Origin of the sequence: Streptomyces sp. NPDC005374, from assembly GCF_042872225.1 — a bacterium.
In the GTDB taxonomy this organism is placed as follows: Bacteria; Actinomycetota; Actinomycetes; order Streptomycetales; family Streptomycetaceae; genus Streptomyces.
Genome location: NZ_JBIAKA010000021.1, coordinates 1 through 18191, shown reverse-complemented (window position 1 = coordinate 18191; position 18191 = coordinate 1). Strand labels below are relative to the sequence as shown.

Below are 18191 nucleotides of genomic sequence, written 5' to 3'. Positions count from 1 at the left end.
CCGCCGGTCATCCGCGCTCGGCCGCGCCAGCCTGGTCCCATGACGACCTACACCGCACGCCCCGTCGGGCCCCTGGCCCTGAAGGAACTGCGCACCGCCGACGACGCCGGCCAGCCCCCGGCCCCGTTCACCGACGACGAGGGCGGGGCGCCGCTGCGGTGCTGTCTGCGCCGGAGCGAGCCGGGGGAGCGGATCGCGCTCGTGTCGTACGCCCCCCTGCGCCGCTGGGCGGCCGAGACCGGCGCGAACCCGGGGGCGTACGACGAACAGGGCCCCGTCTTCGTCCACGCCGAGGAGTGCGCGGGGCCGGCCACCGGGGGCGGACACCCCTTCGACAACGACCACCGCACGGTCCGCCGGTACTCCGCCGACGGCCACATCCTGGGTGGTGAGCTGGTGGCCGTCCTCGACGACGACGCCTTCCGGAACGCGTTCGACGACCCGTCCGTGGCACTGGTCCACGTCCGGGCCGTCGAGTACGGCTGTTTCCTCTACGAGGTGCGCAGGCCCCGGGGTTGACACCCCGCGGTCCCTCTCCCGTCAGGCGGCCTCTCGGTGCGCGGTCGGCCGGGCCAGCAGCTGGTAGGCGTGGGCCGCCGACACCAAGGTCGTGTGCCGGTGCCAGCCCGGGTACGAGCGGCCCTCGAAGTCGAGCAGGCCGTAGTGCTCGCCCAGGGAGGCGACCGTCGCCAGGGTGCCGGTGTGCAGCTCGGCCAGCGCGAGCAGCTCGGCCATCCGGCGCCCGGGCAGGTTGGTCAGCCATACGCGGCCCAGGCGCTGTGGGCCGGCGTTCCACTCGGCGAAGACCCGGCCGGCCGAGGAGAGCCGGCCGCCGCCGGGGCGCAGCCCCGCTATCTCCGTCGGGCTGGAGATGACCTGGATCCGGCGCAGACGGCCGTCGGATCCCGTCGTCACCGCCGCGTCCGGGTGCCGGGTGCCGCCCTGGAGCAGCAGCTGGCGGGCGGAGACCGGGGGCGCGGGCTCCCGCAGGGCACGGTCCGCGACCGGCTCCGGGGTGAGCGGCAGCTGGCCGCTCACCGCGAGCACGAAGGCGTGGCCCCGCCCGTGCAGCCGCTCGACCAGCGGGCGTACATCGGCCACGGTGGTCAGATCGGCGACGACCGGTGCCCGCACCACGCCGGGCTGTGCGGCCAGACTCTCGACGAGGTCCAGGGCCTGTGCCCACAGGGCCTGCGAGGAGGCCTGAGCCGGAATGCGCGCCCGGCGTCGCATCTCCTCGTCGGCCGTCCAGCGCTCCGGCAGATGCAGCCGCCAGTCGACCGGCACCTGCCCCTGGTCGCCGGCCAGGAAGAGGGCAAGGCCCAGCTGGCAGTTGACGGTCCGGCCCTGCTCCCGGACGAACCGGCGGTGCACCCCCGCCGAGTGGGCGCCGCGCTTGGGCAGCACCGCGGGCGCGAGGGTCCAGGCGCGGGTGTCCAGCCGCTCGCCGGTCCAGCCCATCAGCTCGCGCCGGGTGGCCTCCCACTCCCAGGGGCTCGCGTTCACGAACTGCTGGAGCGACTGGGACGCGGTGAGCGAGGACGTCACTGTCTCGGCCATCCGCCGTACGGACTTCTTGCCCGGGGTGGCGAGCAGGCCGTGCAGATAGACCTGTCCCCAGCGCTGCTGGTCCGCGCGGGGCAGATGCTCGAACAGCCGTCCGGTGAACTCGGCGAACCCGGCGGGACGTCCGCCCCGCCTGTTCCGGAGATCCTGTGCCTGCCGTGCCTCCCGTATGTCTCGCGCATCTCGTACGTCCGGTACCTCTCGAATCGCTGACACTCCATCCCCCTCGGCGCGGTGCGATCCACTCGAACATCAAAAGCATAAAGAACGTTTGCTTTGTTTCGGGCCAAGTCTGCACTACTTTGGCGAGTCCATGGCTCCGTACCCCCCTCACCAGGGGCAACGTCAGAGCATGACCTGAGGAGGAGAGAGAGCCGATCGATGCAGGAGAGAGCCGCACGAACGCACGACGCCCTGATTCACGCAGCGGCGGTGGAGTTCGACACCCGGGGATACGAGGGCGCCTCGCTCTCCCGGATCAGCAAGCGGGCAGACACCTCCATGGGGGCGTTGACCTTCCATTTCGCCACCAAACGCGAACTCGCCGAAGCGGTACGGGCGGCCGGCCGGGACGCCGTCGCCCCCGTGGTGCACGGCGCGGTCAGCGCCTCCGGGACCCCGCTGGAGGCCCTGGCGGGCCTGACCGTCGCCGTGGTACGGCTGCTGGAGCACGACGTGGCCACCCGCGCCGCGGCTCGGCTGGAGCGGGACGGCCTGCCCGGGGGACAGGGCGCGCGGCCGGTCCCGGGGTGGGCCGACGGCGTGCGGCTCCTGCTGGAGCGCGCGGCCGCCTCCGGCGATCTGCGGCCCGGCGTGCCGCCGGACACCGCCGCGCTGCTGCTGACCTGGCTGGTCGAGGGCAGCCGGGTGGAACCCCGGGCGGGCGCCGGCCACCACGTCGACCAGGTGTGGGAACTGGTGCTGCACGGGGTCGGCGCGGACCCGCCGCCGCGATGAGGACACGGAGAAGGGGCTCCCGGGATCGGTATGTCCCGGGAGCCCCTTCTCCGTGTCCCTTACGGCTTCCGGTCTCCGGTGGATGGTTCGGCGGCCCGTCAGGCACGGGTGAGCAGCAGCCCGGGGTCGTTCAGCAGGGCCGCGGTGTCCGCGAGGACCCGGGAGCCGAGCTCGCCGTCGACGAGCCGGTGGTCGAAGGACAGGGCCAGAGTGGTGACCTGGCGCGGGACCACCTTGCCGCGGTGCACCCAGGGGCGTTCGCCGATGGCGCCGAGGGCGAGGATCGCCGACTCCCCGGGGTTGAGGATCGGGGTGCCCGTGTCGATGCCGAACACGCCGATGTTGGTGAGGGTCACCGTGCCGCCGCGCAGCGCCGCGGGCGGGGTCCGGCCCTCGCGCGCCGTGGTCGTCAACTCCTCCAGCGCGACCGCGAGTTCGGGCAGGGTCCGGCGGTCGGCGTCGGCGACCGTGGGGACCAGCAGACCGCGCGGGGTGGCGGCCGCGACGCCCAGGTTGATCCGGTGCTTGAGCACGATCTCCTGGCGCTCCTCGTCCCAGGACGCGTTGACCTCCGGGTTGCGCCGTACGGCGACCAGGAACGCCCTGGCCGCCAGCAGCAGCGGGCCGACCCGCAGCCCCGCCATGTCCGGGTGCCGCTTGAGCCGCCGGACCAGCTTCATGGTCCGGGTGACGTCGACCGTCACGAACTCGGTGACATGCGGCGCGGTGAAGGCGCTGGCCACCATGGCCCGCGCGGTGGCCCGCCGTACGCCGGTGACGGGGACGCGGGTCTCCTGGGCGGCAGGGGCGGCGGGGGCGGCGGGGGCGGTCTCGGCGGGGGGCGTCGGCGTGGTGGGCCGGTCGGCCTCCGCCACCGAACGCACATCCGCCCGCGTCACGTCCCCGCGCGGCCCGGTGGGCACGACCGCGGCCAGGTCGACGCCCAGTTCCTTGGCGAGCTTGCGCACCGGGGGCTTCGCGAGCGGAAGGGCGGCCGCCACGGGCGCCGCCGGGCCGCTCCCGTCACGGCGCCGGTGGCGACGGACGGCGGACGCGGGAGCGGCGCCGTAGCCGACCAGGACCGGGGTGCGGGCCTCCGGCTCGGGGACGGTGACGGCCGCCGCCGTCACCGTGATGATGGGCGCGCCCACGTCCACCGTGGCGCCCTCGGGGAAGCACAGCGCGTGGACCACCCCGTCGTAGGGGATGGGCAGTTCGACCGCGGCCTTGGCGGTCTCGACCTCGCACACCACCTGCCCGTCCGTGACACTGTCGCCGGGCGCGACCAGCCAGCGGATGATCTCGGCGTCCTGGAGACCCTCGCCCACATCGGGCATCCGGAACTCCCGCAGGGCGTTGTCCGTCATCGTCTGCCTCTCTTCAGTACGCGAGCACGCGGTCGACGGCGTCGAGCACACGGTCGATCCCGGGGAGGTACTCCTCCTCCAGCCGGGACGGCGGATACGGGGTGTGGTAGCCGCCGACCCGGAGGACCGGCGCCTGGAGGTGGTAGAAGCAGTGCTCGGTGACGTGCGCGGCGATCTCCGCACCCGCGCCGAAGAACACCGGGGCCTCGTGCGCGACCACCAGCCGCCCGGTGCGCCGCACCGAGTCCTGGAGGGTGTCGAAGTCGAGCGGCGAGATCGACCGCAGGTCGACGACCTCCAGCTGCCGGCCCTCCTCCTCGGCGGCCACGGCTGCCGCGTCCAGGCAGGTGCGCACCATCGGCCCGTAGGCGGCCAGGGTCAGGTCGGTGCCGGAGCGGACCACCTGCGCCCGGTGGGCGGGGGCGACAGGGGTGGTGGTGTCGACCTCGCCCTTCTCGTAGTAGCGCCGTTTCGGCTCGAAGAAGATCACCGGGTCGTCGCAGGCGACGGCCTCCCGCAGCATCCAGTAGGCGTCGCGGGGCGTCGCCGGTGACATCACCCGCAACCCCGCCACATGCGCGAACAGCGCCTCCGGGGACTCCGAGTGATGTTCGACCGCGCCGATGCCGCCGCCGTACGGGATGCGGATGACGACCGGGAGCCTCACCTTGCCCAGCGAGCGGGCGTGCATCTTCGCGAGCTGGGTGACGATCTGGTCGTAGCCCGGGAACACGAAGCCGTCGAACTGGATCTCCACCACCGGACGGTAGCCGCGCAGCGCGAGGCCGATCGCGGTGCCGACGATGCCCGACTCGGCGAGCGGGGTGTCGACGACGCGGCTCTCGCCGAAGTCCTTCTGCAAGCCGTCCGTCACCCGGAAGACCCCGCCGAGCCGGCCCACGTCCTCGCCCATGACGAGGGTCTTGGGGTCCTGGGCCAGCACATCGCGCAGCGCGGTGTTGAGGGCGGTCACCAGCGTCATAAGGGTCGCTGTCATGGCTCAGCCCTCCTCGGCGAAGGACGCCTGATAGGCGGCGAACTCGGCACGTTCCCGGTCCACACCCGGATGCGCCCCGGCGTAGACATGGTCGAAGAGCGCGCCGGGCGCGGGCGAGGGCATGGTCCGTACGCCCTCCCGGACCCGGGCGGCCAGCGCCTCCCCCTCGGCCGAGACCTCGGCGAAGAACGCGTCGTCGGCGGCACCTTCGCGGCGCAGCAGGCGTTCCAGGCGCAGCAGCGGGTCCTTGGCCCGCCAGCTCTCCACCTCGGCCGCGTCCCGGTAGCGGGTCGGGTCGTCGGAGGTGGTGTGGGCGCCCATACGGTAGGTGAACGCCTCGATCAGATACGGCCCCCGGCCCGCGCGCACATGCTCCAGCGCGGCCCGGGTCACGGCGAGCACGGCCAGTACGTCGTTGCCGTCCACCCGCACGCCGGGGAAGCCGAAGCCCTGGGCGCGCTGGTACAGCGGTACCCGGGTCTGCCGTGCGTTGGGCTCGGAGATGGCCCACTGGTTGTTCTGGCAGAAGAACACCACCGGCGCGTCGTACACGGCGGCGAAGTTGAACGCCTCGGCGACATCGCCCTGACTGGCGGCCCCGTCCCCGAAGTAGGCGACGACCGCGTTCTCGGAGCCGTCCCTCGCCATGCCCCACGCGTAGCCGGTGGCGTGCAGGGTCTGCGAGCCGATGACGAGGGTGTAGAGGTGGAAGTCGTGCGCGTCCGGATCCCAGGCGCCGTTGTCCACGCCCCGGAACAGCCGCAGCAGCGCCAGCGGATCCACTCCGAGCCCCAGCGCGACGGCGTGTTCCCGGTAGCTCGGGAACGCCCGGTCGCCCTCGGCCAGCGCCCGCACCGACCCGACCTGGGCCGCCTCCTGCCCGAGCAGCGAGGGCCACAGCCCGAGTTCGCCCTGCCGCTGCAGCGTGACCCCCTCCGCGTCGAAGCGGCGGGCGAGCGCCATGTCCCGGTACAGGGACCGGAGTTGACCGGCATCCGCATCAATGGCGTACTCCGGATGCGGCACCCGCTCACCGTCCGGACCGAGCAGCCGGATGCCGTCGCCGCTCATCGCCCACCGCCGATGCCGAGCCCGTCCATCGCCGCCGCCACGGCCTTGACCAGCGAGGAGGCCCGCTTGTCGTCGGGGCCGAGCGCGATGAGCCGGTTCATCACATACGACACCCCGGCCGCCGCGCGCGGCCACGCCTGGTTGGCGGAGCCGCCGGCGCCGTCGTGGCCGAAGGAGTCGCCGTCCACGGTCGGGCGCGGGTTGGTGCGCAGCCGGTAGCCGCCGCCCCCGTACACCATCGGTACGTCGATCAGCTGGTCGACCTTGCTGACATAGGGGGCGCGGGCCTCGTCGAGCAGCCGGCGCGACAGCAGCAGGGGCGGCTCGTCGGCGGGACGGGCCGCGTCCTGGGCGAGGGCGCCGTACAGCGCGGCGAAGCCGCGGGCCGAGCCGTAGGCGTTGGCGGCCGGGACCAGGGCGAAGCGGCGGGCGGGACGGTTCCAGATGTCCTCGTCCTCGGGGAAGGGGACCGGGTTCTGCCAGATCCGCCGGGTCAGCGGGTCCTCGCTGGTGAAGTAACCGGTGAACTGGTCACGGAAGCCCGTGCCGTACTCGGTGCGGGCCACCCGGGCCTCCTGCTCGGGTGTGATGCCGAAGGAGACGTCGACACCGAGCGGCCCGGCCACCTCCTCGGCGAAGAACAGGTCCAGGCGCCTCCCGTCGGCCCGCCGGATCACCTCGGCGACGATCCACCCGGTCGCCCACGGCCCGTACAGAATCCCCTCGGCCCGCGGATCGGCCTCCGGCTCCTGGTCGGCCAGCAGCTTCGCCATGGCCTCCGGGTCGCTCAGGTCGTCCTGGGAGAGCGGGGCGGCCACGGCGGGCATCCGCGCGGTGAAGGTCACCACCTCGCGCACGGTGATGCCGGCCTTGCCCTTGGCCGCGAACTCCGGCCAGTAGTGGGCGACCGGCTTGTCCAGTTCCACCACACCCCGGTCGACGAGCACCAGCAGGGCGGTCGCCAGGATGCCCTTGCTGCCGGAGAACACGAGCTGGACCGTGTCGCCGTCCCAGGCCCGCCCCGTGGTGGGATCGGCGGGGCCGCCCCACAGATCGACGACGCGTTCGCCGTCGAGCGTGACGGCGAGGGCGGCGCCCTGTTCGTCGCGCTCCGCGAAGTTGCGGACGAACTCCTCACGGACGGATTCGAACCCCGGGGCCACATGGCCGGAGATGACGGGTGCGGATGCGGATACAGGTGCGGACATGGGAGATCTCCGATCGACAGATGACTTCGGTTGCTTCAGCTGCTTCAGCTCAGGCCGGGACGGCCGCGGGCACCGGAAGGGTCAGCCGCAGCTCCTCCTCGACCTCCCCGCACACCGCTCCGACGTAGTCCGTGATACGCGGCCGGCCCTGCGCGGCGGCGCCCCCGTGCGGGCCGACGACCACGGTGTAACCACCGGCGGCGCGCCCCGCGAGCAGGCCCAGCTCCGCGTCCTCGAAGACGATCGCGGCCCTCGGGTCCACGCCGAGCCGGGCCGCGGCCAGCAGATAGCCCTCCGGGTCGGGCTTGCCGCGGGCCACGTCGTCGGCGCCGACCAGCACCTCCGGCAGCGGCAGCCCGGCCGCGGCCATCCGCCGCCGGGCCAGCTCCCGGCCCGCCGAGGTGACCAACGCCCAGCGGTTCGGGGGCAGTTCGGCCAGCAGTCCGGCCGCCCCCGGCAGGGCGACCGTGCCCCGGGTGTCGGCGATGTCCTGCGCCACCAGCCAGGCCGTCTCCGCCGCCACGTCGGTGCCCGGCGGGGCGTGCTCGGCGACCGTCTCGGCGGTGCGCTGCCCGTGCGCGCCGGCCAGGATCACGGCCGGGTCGAGACCGTGGCGGTCGGCGAACCTCCGCCAGGTCCGCTCCACCGCCGCGGTGGAGTCGATGAGCGTGCCGTCCATGTCGAACAGCAGCGCCTGTGCGGTCACTACGATGGCCATGTCCCTGCCGTTCCTGCGTAGTCGGTCCGACGGCCGTGCGCGCGCTCCGTCAGCGCCCGCAGCCGTTCCAGGTCGGCGGCGAGCCGGTCCGGGTCGCCGCCGCGGTGATCGTTCTCCAGCACCAGAGCCCGTACGGGCACGGCGTGTTCGGCCAGCGCGTCGAGGGTGTCGACGATGTCGCCGTCGCCGTCGCCGAGCAGCGGGGTGCCGCCATCGCCGTCCGGGCCGTCCTTCACATGCACCTGGTCGGCCAGCAGCGCGCCGGCCGCGGCCACCAGCGCCCGCGGATCCAGGCCCGCGGCACGGGGGTTGTAGGTGTCGAGGAGCAGCCGGAAGGCGGGCGACGCGACCTGCTCCGCGAGCCGCAGCGCCGCCCCGGGCGCGAGGGTGTTCTCGCTGGCCAGCAGCAGGCCACAGGCCTGTGCCCGCCGGGCGGCGGCGTGCAGCACCTCCGCGGTGCGCAGCAGTGCGCGGTCGTCGTCGATCGCGCTGCGCCGGAAACTGGGCACGAACACCAGTGGCGCGCCCAACTCCCCTGCCGCGTCGAGCAGTCGGTCCAGCACGGCACGGACCCGGCCGGCGTCGAGGGTGCCCTCGGCGGCGGTCAGCCCGATGTCGTTGAGCACATTGGCGGCGAGCCCGAGCGGAGCCACCCCGGCGCAGCGGGCGGTGCGGGCCAGCCGCGTCAGCTGCCCCGGCCCGTCCAGCCAGGGGCCGCGCCCGGGCCCGCCGAGGTCGAACTGGAGCCCCGGTACCCGGTGCCGGAAGGCCAGGTCGACGGCCGCCTCGCCGCGCACGGGCAACCGCCAGTCGGCCAGGGCGATCCGCGGGGACTCGGGTACGGCACTCACGACGGCTCGCCCATCCGTACGGCCAGCTTGACGAGCCGTCGCCCGGAGACGATCCGGTCCGTCGTGGCGGCGAGCCGGGCCAGCACCGGCACCGCGCCGGGCAGGTCGACGACATGCGTCACCAGGTCCCGGTACCGCTCGGGCGCCCGGCACAGCTCGGCCGCCGCGTACCGCAGATGCTCGCCGGCCACGCCCCGGTGCCCCAGGATCCGCACCTTGTGCCCGCTCGCCGTACCGAACCGGGCGACATACGGCGGCTGCGGGCGGCCCGCCCGGTTCGCGGCCCGCACCTCGGCCAGGTCGACGCCGGGCACCTGGAGGCTGGCCGCGGGCCGCGGGAGCCCGCCGACCAGGTCCACGACGGTGTCCGTACCGGCCGCCGCCTCCAGCGCGAGCTCCAGACAGGGCAGGGTGGCCGGGGCCGGGGTGGCGATCAGCACCGCGAGGGGGCCGTCGCCGAGGGCGCGTGCCAGCTGCTCGGCCGACAGATCCCCGGACAGCAGCCGTACGTCCGCCGAGTGCGGGGCACGGTTGCTCCAGACCAGGCCGGCGGGGGTGTGGTGGACGTGCACGGTGCGCACGTCGGGGCCGTACCAGCGCCTGGCCGTGCGGACGGCCAGATGGCCGACCGTGCCGTCGCCGAACACCAGGAGGGTGCGGGGGCGGTGCTCGGTCACGGCGAGGGCCGCGTACCGGGCCACCGCGAGCGGCTCGACGAGCGCGCCGAGCACCCCCGGCGGGACCTCGGGGAGCGGCAGTACGAGTCCGGCGCGGACGGCGGTGGCCGGGACGAGGACGCGTTCCTGGAGGAGGCCGTCGACGTTGTGGCCGAGGAGGAAGGAGTCGTCGTCGGGGTGGGTGGGGTTGATGACCACGGGCACGCCGGGGCGCAGAGCGGGGTCCTGGACGTCCTCGCCCACGGCCACGATCCTGGCCACGCCTTCGTGGCCGATGACCGCGGCGCCGTCGTCGCGTATGCCCCGGAGCATCTGGAGGTCGGTGCCGCAGACTCCGGCCACCAGCGGGGCGACGACCAGTTCGCCGGGGGCCGGGGCGGGGGTGGGCCGCGGGGTGAGGTGCAGGCCGGCGTCGTCGCGGAGGACCGCGTAGTGGCGCGCGACCGGTCGCCGGGGCCGCGTGGTGTCGGGCGCGGTGTTCCCGGCGGGGCGCCGCAGTGCCCCGATTCCGGCGCCGATCAGGCCGTTGGCCTCACCCGGTGCGCAGACGGTGATGCGGTTCGCCGGCCAGCCCGGGGTCAGGTCCGAGGTCAGATACAGGCCCTCCCGTGCGAAGTGGCGTTCCAGGGACGCCTTGTAGTGGTGGCCCAGGCCCGTCGCCACACCGCCCGTGACGGCCAGGTCGTCGAGTTCCGGGTCCAGTGACAGGGCCGTGCGCAGGACGTCGGCCACCGGGGCCGTCGCGGCGTCCAGGAGCTCGGCGGCCAGCGGGTCGGACCGGTCGAGGGCCGTGCCGAGGGCCTCCTCGAAGGAGGTGCCGTCGGTCATGGCCCGGCCCAGGGGCGAGGCCCGCCAGCGGTCCGGGGCGCTCTCCCGCAGGACGTCCGCCATGCGGCGCAGGCCGGGGCCCGAGGCGTAGGCCGCCACATGCCCCGGACCACCGCAGTCACAGGTCAGTTCGACTTCGTGACCGGCGAGTTCCGTGTGCGCCGGCAGATGGCCGACCTCGCCCTGCAGACCGCAGGGGTCGGTGGCGATGGTTCCGGTACGCAGGTCCATCGTGCGGCAGGCGATACCCGAACTCACCGTCAGCAGCAGGACCTTGCGGTGCTCGTGGTGACGGGGGCCCGAGGCGTAGTGGAGCAGCGCCGCCGTCACATCGTTCAGGACGTGCCACTCGACGTCCGGGCGCAGGGCACCGAGCGCCGCCGGCAGGTCCAGCGGCGTCGTATCGTCGCCGAACAGCGGTCCCGAGCCGTAGACCGTGCCGGTGCGCTGGTCGAGTGCGGCACCGAAGGAGATCGCGGCCACCGCGGGGGCGGGGCCGGCCGGGACGGCGTCGCAGATCGCGGCGAGCAGCCGGCCGCGCAGCTCCTCCAACGGTGCCTCGGGGTGGCGCAGCCGGCTGGGGGAGGGCATGTCGGTCACCTCGCCGAGACCCTCCTCGGGCGACCACCGGGCGTGGCGCACACGGGTCCCGCCCACGTCGAGGACGGTGATCGGACCCCGGGCGCTCACGGGGCCGACCCGTCCGTCCGGTCCGCGTAGGCGTGCACGAACTCCAGCGCGCGGGCGAGTTCGGCCGGCGTCACGTCGTTGACGAAGACGCAGGAGCCGATGCCGTCGGTGAGGGGGAGGCGCTGCAGGCCGTCGCGGTGCTTGACCGCGTCGGCCAGGCCGACCTGGAGCAGCTCGGCGGTGAACACGGGGTGGGTGAGCGGGAGTCCGGCGGCGGCGATCAGGGCGAGCGCCCGGTCCGCCTCGGCCGGGGACAGAAACTGGCGGCCCGTCGCGAGGGCCACGCACACCGCCATGTCGACGGCGACGGCCTCGCCGTGCAGCAACGGCGGGTCGGCCCGCAGCTCCAGGGACGGGCTGAAGGTGTGCCCGTAGTCGACCGAGCGCTCCAGCACGCTCTCCCACAGGTTGGGCTCCAGCTCGTCGAGCATGCCGGCGATGGCCCGCGAGACGACCTCGCGCATGTCCGCACCGCAGTCCGCGAGGGTGTCGCTGGAGATCTGCGCGACCGTCTCCTCCAGGAGGTGGAAGAGATCCGCGTCCTTGATGAGCGCCATCTTGATGATCTCGGCGAGACCGTTGGCGATGTGCCGGTGCGGCACCGTGCGCAGGAACTCCGGGTCGATCAGGGTGACTTCGGGCGCGAAGTAGGTGCCCAGGCGGTTCTTGTGGGTGCCGTGGTTGACGCCGGTCTTCACACCGACGCCCGCGTCCACCTGGCCGACGAGGGTGGTGGGTACCCGTACGTAGGGTGCGCCGCGCCGGTAGAGGCTGGCCGCCATGCCGACGACGTCCATCAGGACACCGCCGCCGACCACGACCACGCGCTCGGTACGGCGCAGGATGCCCATCTCGGTCATGGCCCGGGTGACCTCGACCACCTGCTCCAGGGCCTTGGTCTCCTCGTCGCCGGGCATGACGAGCCAGGTCGCGTCGGCCTGCCAGGCGGTGAAGTAACCCCGCAGGGCGGTGCCGTACAGGTCGTCGACCACCTTGTCGACGACGACGAGGGCACGGACACCGCCGCGGTTGTCGGCGCCGACGGCCTTGGCGAGCGCCGGGTTGACGGGGTTGAGCAGTCCCCGGGTGAGGGAAATCTCGTAGCCCACGGGCTGCTGGGCCTGGACGTACCAGGTCAGGCCCGGGGGCCGGGGTATGTCGAAGCCGGACGTCAGCCGCGCCGGCCGGTTCGTCGTGATCTCGGTCATGTGCGGTTCTCTTCCTCTGCGGGCTTGGGCATCGGGAGGGGGGCGCCGGAGCCGGATGGGCGGACGCGGGGCCGGGCGGGGACCGGGTGGGGTCGGAGCGGGGGCCGCTGTGGGGGTGGGGTGGGGCTTGCTGTCCGGCGGGGTTCGCTGCGGTGCGGGACCCGCCGTGAAGCGGACTTGCCCTGGCGGGCGGACCGGGTCGGGGGTCGGCCGCGTGTCTGCGGTGAGTTGTGGCCGCGGATGCGGCCGCGGGACTCGCAGGGGTGCGGGATCTACTGTGGTGCCGGAATCGCTGTGGTGCGGGCCCCGTCGTGGTACCGGACTTGCCCTGGTGGGCGGACCGGGTCGGGGTCGGCCGCGTCTCTGCGGTGAGTTGTGGCCGCGGGTGCGGCCGCCGGTCGTCGGGCCCGTCGTGGGGATGGTGGGCGTGCGCGGGGGGCGTGCCGGCGTGGCGGGTTGTGCCCCGTGTCCGAGTGCGGGTCCGGCCGGGTGTGGCGGACATGGCCCCGCTCCCCGCTGCGGCGTCCGTTACCGGGCCGGTCGTGCGCCCGGTGGGTCGCCCCCGCGACGCCGGGCCGGGGATCGCCCGGCCCGGCGTCGACAGGGTGGTCCGGCGGGGGTCGCCCGCCGAAGTCGGTGCCGGCGCGGATCAGGCCTCCGGGGCGCCCAGCGGCTCGGGCAGGGCATCCAGTTCGGCGATGTCCTGCGCGGTGAGCGCGACGTCCGCGCCGCCGGCGTTCTGCTCCAGGTAGCGCTCGGTCTTGGTGCCGGGGATCGGAACCACGTACTCGCCCTTGGCCAGCAGCCAGGCCAGGGCGACCTGGGCCGTGGTCGCGCCGTGGCGGCCGGCCACGGCCGCGACCGCGTCGACGATCGCCTTGTTGTGCGTGAACGCCTCCCCGGTGAACCGCGGCTGGGTGCTGCGCCAGTCGTCCTCGGGAAGGTCGGCCGGCTTGGTGAAGGCACCGGTGAGCAGACCGCGGCCGAGCGGCGAGAACGGCAGGAAGGCGATGCCCTGCTCGACGGTGTACGGCAGCACGTCCGCGAAGGCGTCCCGGGTGAACAGGGAGGCCTCGGACTCCACGGCCGCCACCTCGTGCACGGCCTGCGCCGCCTTGACCTGCTCCAGCGTCACCGCGGACAGGCCCAGTGCGCGCACCTTGCCGGCCGCGACCTGCTCGGCCAGGGCGCCCCAGCTCTCCTCCAGCGGGACCGTCGGGTCCACGCGGTGCAGGAAGTACAGGTCGATGTGGTCGACGCCGAGCCGCTGCAGGCTCGCGTCCACGGCGGCCGACAGGTGCTCGGGACGCCCGTTGAGGCCCAGGCCGTTCTCGTCGACGACCAGACCCCCCTTGGTGGAGAGCACGGCCTCGTCCCGGCGCCCCTTGAGTGCGCGGCCGACCAGCTCCTCGTTGGTGAACGGGCCGTACACGTCCGCTGTGTCGATCAGGTTGACGCCGAGGTCGAGGGCGCGGTTGATCACCTTGACCGATGCGTCGTCGTCCCAGCCGTGCGGGTCGTAACCGAAGGACATGCCCATGGTGCCCAGGCCCACGCGGCCCACGACGGGACCGTTCTTGCCGAGGGTGGTGGTACGCATCTTCAACTCCAGTGTTGTAGAGGGGGGTTGGGGAGGGGGAGGGAAGTCAGGGGAGGCGGATCGACTGGCGGTGGTGGAACACGTCACCGGGGTCCCAGGCGCGCTTGACCTGCTGGAGGCGTGCGTAGTTCTGCTTCCAGTACAGGTCGTGCCAGGCCACCGAAGAGCGGTTGAACGCCGGGTCGGACAGGTCGCCGTCGGGGTAGTTGATGTAGCAGCCGTCGGTCACGTCGTTCGGGACGGGCACCCCGCCCGTGTCGCCGTACACGGCGCCGAACGCCTCGCGGATCCAGCCGACGTTCAACGCGTCGTCGGCCTTGTCGTACCAGCGGCTCTCGAAGTTCACCTTCATGATCGCGTCGCGCTGGGCGACCGCCGTGGCCGTCGACGACACGCTCGCGATCCTGCCGCCCGACGCGGACAGCACGATGCCGGTCATGGTGCTCGGCTTGTCCGTGCTGGTCAGGTGGGTGTACATGGCGTCGATCTGCGCCTGCGGGGTGCGCCGCCGCAGATGCGCCGACTTGTGGCAGCCCCGGGTGGTGGGGTCCAGCTGGGTCGGCGAGATCGCGCCGATGTACTTGGTGCCGCGCAGCCACGGCATCAGGCGGGTGCTGGTGTACTGCGAGTCCAGGACGCCGTCGTGCCGGACGGTCGCGGAGCTCAGGCCGAGGGCCGCGTCCATCCCGGCCAGGAAGTCCGACAGCACGCTCGTCGCGTCCGGCAGCGAGGCGTCGAGCTGGACCACCGCGCCCATCGAGCCGCTGTCGCGGTGGTTGAGCATCAGCCAGGAGTACAGCGAACCGGCCGTCGTACCAGGGGTGTTGTGCTCCTCGAACCAGGTGCCCCAGTACGCGACCAGGCGGCTGAAACCGTCCTGGGTGACCTTCTCCCAGGGCCAGCCCGCCAGCGTCAGGAAGATCTTGGAGGGCGCCTTCGGCAGCAGGGCTTCGGCCGCGCCGGTCGTACCCGGAGTGCGGAACCAGAACGCGGTCACCACACCGAAGCTGCCGCCACCGCCCCCGGTGTGCGCCCAGAACAGGTCGCGCAGCGCCGAGTCGGCGGAGTCACGGGCGGCCACCACGCTGCGTGCCGTGCCGGAGGCGTCCACGACGACGACCTCGACCGCGTGCAGATGGTCGACGGTCAGCCCGTACTGCCGGGACAGGTTGCCGTAGCCGCCGCCGGTGACATGGCCGCCGACGCCCACGCTGTGGCAGATGCCGGCCGGGATCGTCACACCCCAGCCCTCGCACAGCGCCTCGTAGACGTCGAGGAGGGTGGCCCCGGCGCCGACCTTGAAGGCGTTCAGCGAGGTGTCGAACGAGACCGCGTTCATCAGGCCCATGTTGATGTTGACCTTGACGTCCGCGTTGAAGACGAAGTCCTCGAAGCAGTGGCCGCCGCCGCAGACGGACAGCCGCTTGCCCCCGGTGACCGCCTCCTGCACCGCGGTGACCACCTCGGCGGTCGTCCGGGGCAGCACGACCTTGTCCGGACTCGACGTCCACCGCTGGTTGTTGCCGGATATCAGGTCCGGGTACCGGCTGTCGGAGGGTGTCACCGCGACGGCCGAGGCGGCCTTCTTCGCCGTGACGGCCGTCGCGGCCGTGGTGGCCGTACCGCCGGCGGCGCGGGCGTGAGGCGCCGTCGCGAGGCCCCCGCCGGCCGCGGCCGTGAACGCGATCCCGGAGCCGAGCCCCACGAACCGCCGTCTCTTCAAATCACCCATCATTGACCCCCGTTTTCGCAATCGTTCAACGCTGTTCAGAGACTCGGAGAACCCGGAGAAAACGCAGAACTCAGAGGACTCGGAGAATGTGGAACGCGTACGCAAGGAATGCACGGAAAACGTGCGAGAGATATTCGGTGCGCCCGGCGGAATGTGCGGCCGACGGCGCTTCTACGGTCTCCATCCCAACATCACCTGCGCCCGGAACGCCAACCCGCCGTGGCTACTTCGGCATGTCCGCCGACTTCTGCAACTCGCCCTTGTCCGGGCTCGCCGCGACGCGCAGGCTACCGGCGAGCCCGGGCACGAGAGCCCGGCACACACGCGTCCGCCCCGGGGCGGACCGAGCCCGAACGGAGCCCATCTTGAGCACACTTCCCGGAGCCCGGGCCGTCCACCACATCGCCTACACCGTGCCCGACCTGGACCAGGCCGTGAGCTTCTTCGTCGACGTCATCGGCGCCGAACTCGCCTACCGGCTGGGCCCGGTGGAGGACACCGAGGGCGACTGGATGACCCGCAAGCTCGGCGTCCACCCGAACGCCTCGGCGCAGATCGCGATGCTGCGCCTGGGACCGGTGACCAACCTGGAGCTGTTCGAGTACACCGCGCCCGACCAGGACCGCCGGCAGCCCCGCAACAGCGACCTGGGCGGCCACCACTTCGCCCTGTACGTCGACGACGTCGACAAGGCCGTCGCGTATCTGCGGGAAGTCCCCGGGGTCACCGTTCTCGGCGAGCCGGAGACGATCACCGACGGCCCCATCGCGGGCGACCGCTGGGTCTACTTCGTCACGCCCTGGGGTCTGCACATGGAACTCATCAACATGCCCGAAGGAATGCCGTTCGAGGAGACGACCAGTACCCGGCTCTATCTCCCCGAGGAGAACTGGGACGCCTACCGGCCCGAAAGCGTGGACGAGTCCGTCAACAGCAATCCGTTCAACCGGAACGTCATCAAGGAATTCCGGGCGAACGGCGGTCGGGTGGCCGACTTCGGCGAGGTGCCGCTGCTGCTGCTGCTCAGCACCAAGGGCCGGCGCAGCGGTGTGCTCCGCACCACCCCGCTGGTGCATCTGGAGCACGGCGGCCGGCACATCGTCTTCGCCGCCAACGGCGGGGCCGACAGTCACCCCGCCTGGTATCGCAACCTGGTCGCCGCGGGCACCGGCACGGTCGAGCTGCCCGGCGGGCGTCGCTTCCTCGTCCGGCCCGAGCCGGTGCCCGCGGCCGAGCACGAGGAGCTGTGGCGGCTGCAGACCGCCCAGGATCCGAACTTCGCGCAGTTCCGGGGCCGTACGGGCCGTGACATCCCGGTCGTCGAGCTGGTCCCGGTCGGCTGAGACGGCTGTCGCAGGAGAGCCGGAGGAAAGAGGAGACACTGTGCCGGAAACCGTAGCCACCAAGGAGTTCCGGGCCGCCCGGGACTTCCTGCTGGCCCGTCGCGAGGACTACGCGGGGGCGTGCGAGGGTTTCGACTGGCCTCGGCCCCAGCACTTCAACTGGGCGCTGGACTGGTTCGACGTCATCGCCGAGGGCAACGACCGTACCGCCCTGCACATCGTCGAGGAGGACGGCGGCGAGAGTCGGCTGTCCTTCGCCGAGCTGTCCGAGCGCTCGAACCGGGTCGCCGTCGGACTGCGGTCGGCCGGGGTCAGGGCCGGTGACCGTGTCCTGGTGATGCTCGGCAACCAGGCGGAGCTCTGGGAGACCGCGCTGGCCGTGATGAAGCTGCGCGCGGTACTCGTCCCGGCCACCCCGCTGCTCGGCCCCGCGGACCTCGCCGACCGGGTCGGCCGGGGCCGGGTGAGCCACGTGGTCGTACGGGCCTCGGACACCGCGAAATTCGACGATGTGCCCGGCGGCTACACCCGGATCGCGGTCGGTGGTGAGCCGGCGGCGGGCTGGCTGCCGTACGACGAACTCCGCACGGCGGCCGCCGACTTCGTCCCCGACGGGCCCACCCCGGCGGACACGGCCCTGCTGCTCTACTTCACCTCCGGGACGACCGACCTGCCGAAGCTGGTGGAACACAGCCATGTGTCGTATCCGATCGGTCACCTGGCGACGATGTACTGGATCGGTCTCGAGCCCGGTGACGTGCATCTGAACATCTCCTCGCCCGGGTGGGCCAAGCACGCGTGGTCGAACCTCTTCGCACCCTGGAACGCGGAGGCCACCGTCTTCATCCACAACTACACACGCTTCGACGCGGCCCGCCTGATGGCGGAGATGGACCGCGCGGGCGTGACGACCTTCTGCGCGCCGCCGACGGTGTGGCGCATGCTGATCCAGGCCGACCTCACGCAGCTGCGCACGCCGCCGCGCGAGGCGGTGGCGGCGGGGGAGCCCTTGAACCCCGAGGTCATCGAGCAGGTCCGGGGGGCCTGGGGCGTCACCGTCCGGGACGGCTTCGGGCAGACGGAGACGGCGGTACAGGTCTCCAACAGCCCCGGCCAGCCGCTGAAGACCGGTTCCATGGGACGGCCCAGCCCCGGCTACCGGGTGGAGCTCCTCGACCCGGTGACAGGCGCGCCGGGTGCGGAGGAGGGCGAGATCGCCCTTGACCTCTCGAGCCGCCCCGTCGGCCTCATGAACGGCTACCACGGGGACCCGGACCGTACGGCGGAGGCGATGGCCGGCGGCTACTACCGCACCGGCGACATCGGTTCGCGGGACGCGGACGGATACATCACCTATGTCGGCCGGGCCGACGACGTC

Annotated in this window: 14 protein-coding genes and 1 pseudogene; 4 read left to right on the top strand and 11 right to left on the bottom strand. The window is 73.0% G+C overall.

Going from position 1 to position 18191, the window contains the following annotated elements:
* The first annotated feature begins 39 nt into the window (after positions 1–39).
* Complete coding sequence (locus ACFYRX_RS39160) at positions 40–519, top strand: DUF1203 domain-containing protein (RefSeq protein ID WP_389110896.1); 480 nt, start codon at positions 40–42, stop codon at positions 517–519.
* Positions 520–540: 21 nt separating this feature from the next.
* Here ACFYRX_RS39160 and ACFYRX_RS39155 read toward each other — a convergent pair whose 3' ends face one another.
* A complete protein-coding gene (locus ACFYRX_RS39155) occupies positions 541–1782 on the bottom strand; it encodes an IS701 family transposase (protein WP_389110894.1) in 1242 nt (413 codons plus the stop codon).
* A gap of 165 nt (positions 1783–1947) precedes the next feature.
* On the opposite strand from ACFYRX_RS39155, the gene ACFYRX_RS39150 reads away from it, so the two are divergent.
* Positions 1948–2523 carry a TetR family transcriptional regulator gene (locus ACFYRX_RS39150; protein WP_389110891.1) on the top strand — a complete coding sequence of 192 codons (576 nt, stop codon included), beginning with the start codon at positions 1948–1950 and terminating at the stop codon, positions 2521–2523.
* Positions 2524–2621: 98 nt separating this feature from the next.
* Here ACFYRX_RS39150 and ACFYRX_RS39145 read toward each other — a convergent pair whose 3' ends face one another.
* The 10 genes and pseudogenes from ACFYRX_RS39145 to ACFYRX_RS39100 form a co-directional block, all read right to left on the bottom strand.
* Positions 2622–3890, bottom strand: coding sequence for a dihydrolipoamide acetyltransferase family protein (locus ACFYRX_RS39145; protein WP_389110888.1), 1269 nt, complete (start codon positions 3888–3890; stop codon positions 2622–2624).
* A 13-nt stretch (positions 3891–3903) separates the two neighbouring features.
* Positions 3904–4887, bottom strand: coding sequence for an alpha-ketoacid dehydrogenase subunit beta (locus ACFYRX_RS39140; protein WP_389110885.1), 984 nt, complete (start codon positions 4885–4887; stop codon positions 3904–3906).
* Positions 4888–4890: 3 nt separating this feature from the next.
* Positions 4891–6093: a pyruvate dehydrogenase (acetyl-transferring) E1 component subunit alpha gene (gene pdhA / locus ACFYRX_RS39135; RefSeq protein ID WP_389110882.1), complete on the bottom strand. Its 1203-nt coding sequence runs from the start codon at positions 6091–6093 to the stop codon at positions 4891–4893.
* Positions 6078–7166: pseudogene (locus ACFYRX_RS39130) on the bottom strand (serine hydrolase domain-containing protein); the annotation flags it as partial. The pseudogene ACFYRX_RS39130 and the gene pdhA, both read right to left, overlap by 16 nt.
* Before the next feature lie 49 nt (positions 7167–7215).
* Complete coding sequence (locus tag ACFYRX_RS39125) at positions 7216–7884, bottom strand: HAD-IA family hydrolase (RefSeq protein ID WP_389110879.1); 669 nt, start codon at positions 7882–7884, stop codon at positions 7216–7218.
* Positions 7872–8735, bottom strand: a complete 864-nt coding sequence (locus tag ACFYRX_RS39120; protein WP_389110877.1) for a sugar phosphate isomerase/epimerase family protein — start codon at positions 8733–8735, stop codon at positions 7872–7874. Before ACFYRX_RS39120 ends, ACFYRX_RS39125 begins: the two co-directional genes overlap by 13 nt.
* Complete coding sequence (locus ACFYRX_RS39115; protein ID WP_389110874.1) at positions 8732–10930, bottom strand: ROK family protein; 2199 nt, start codon at positions 10928–10930, stop codon at positions 8732–8734. The genes ACFYRX_RS39120 and ACFYRX_RS39115 overlap by 4 nt, the downstream gene beginning before the upstream one ends.
* Positions 10927–12138: a sedoheptulose 7-phosphate cyclase gene (locus tag ACFYRX_RS39110; RefSeq protein WP_389110873.1), complete on the bottom strand. Its 1212-nt coding sequence runs from the start codon at positions 12136–12138 to the stop codon at positions 10927–10929. The genes ACFYRX_RS39115 and ACFYRX_RS39110 overlap by 4 nt, the downstream gene beginning before the upstream one ends.
* 649 nt (positions 12139–12787) lie before the next feature.
* Positions 12788–13738: an aldo/keto reductase gene (locus ACFYRX_RS39105; RefSeq protein WP_389110870.1), complete on the bottom strand. Its 951-nt coding sequence runs from the start codon at positions 13736–13738 to the stop codon at positions 12788–12790.
* Positions 13739–13784: 46 nt separating this feature from the next.
* Entirely contained in the window at positions 13785–15470 is a 1686-nt protein-coding gene (locus tag ACFYRX_RS39100) for an FAD-binding oxidoreductase (RefSeq protein ID WP_389110867.1), read from the bottom strand.
* A 365-nt stretch (positions 15471–15835) separates the two neighbouring features.
* Here ACFYRX_RS39100 and ACFYRX_RS39095 point away from each other — a divergent pair, with 365 nt between their 5' ends.
* Both ACFYRX_RS39095 and ACFYRX_RS39090 read left to right on the top strand, forming a co-directional pair.
* A complete protein-coding gene (locus tag ACFYRX_RS39095; RefSeq protein ID WP_389110865.1) occupies positions 15836–16813 on the top strand; it encodes a nitroreductase/quinone reductase family protein in 978 nt (325 codons plus the stop codon).
* Between the two features lie 40 nt (positions 16814–16853).
* Positions 16854–18191, top strand: a 1338-nt coding sequence (locus ACFYRX_RS39090) for an AMP-binding protein (protein WP_389110862.1), incomplete at its 3' end; no start/stop codon positions are given.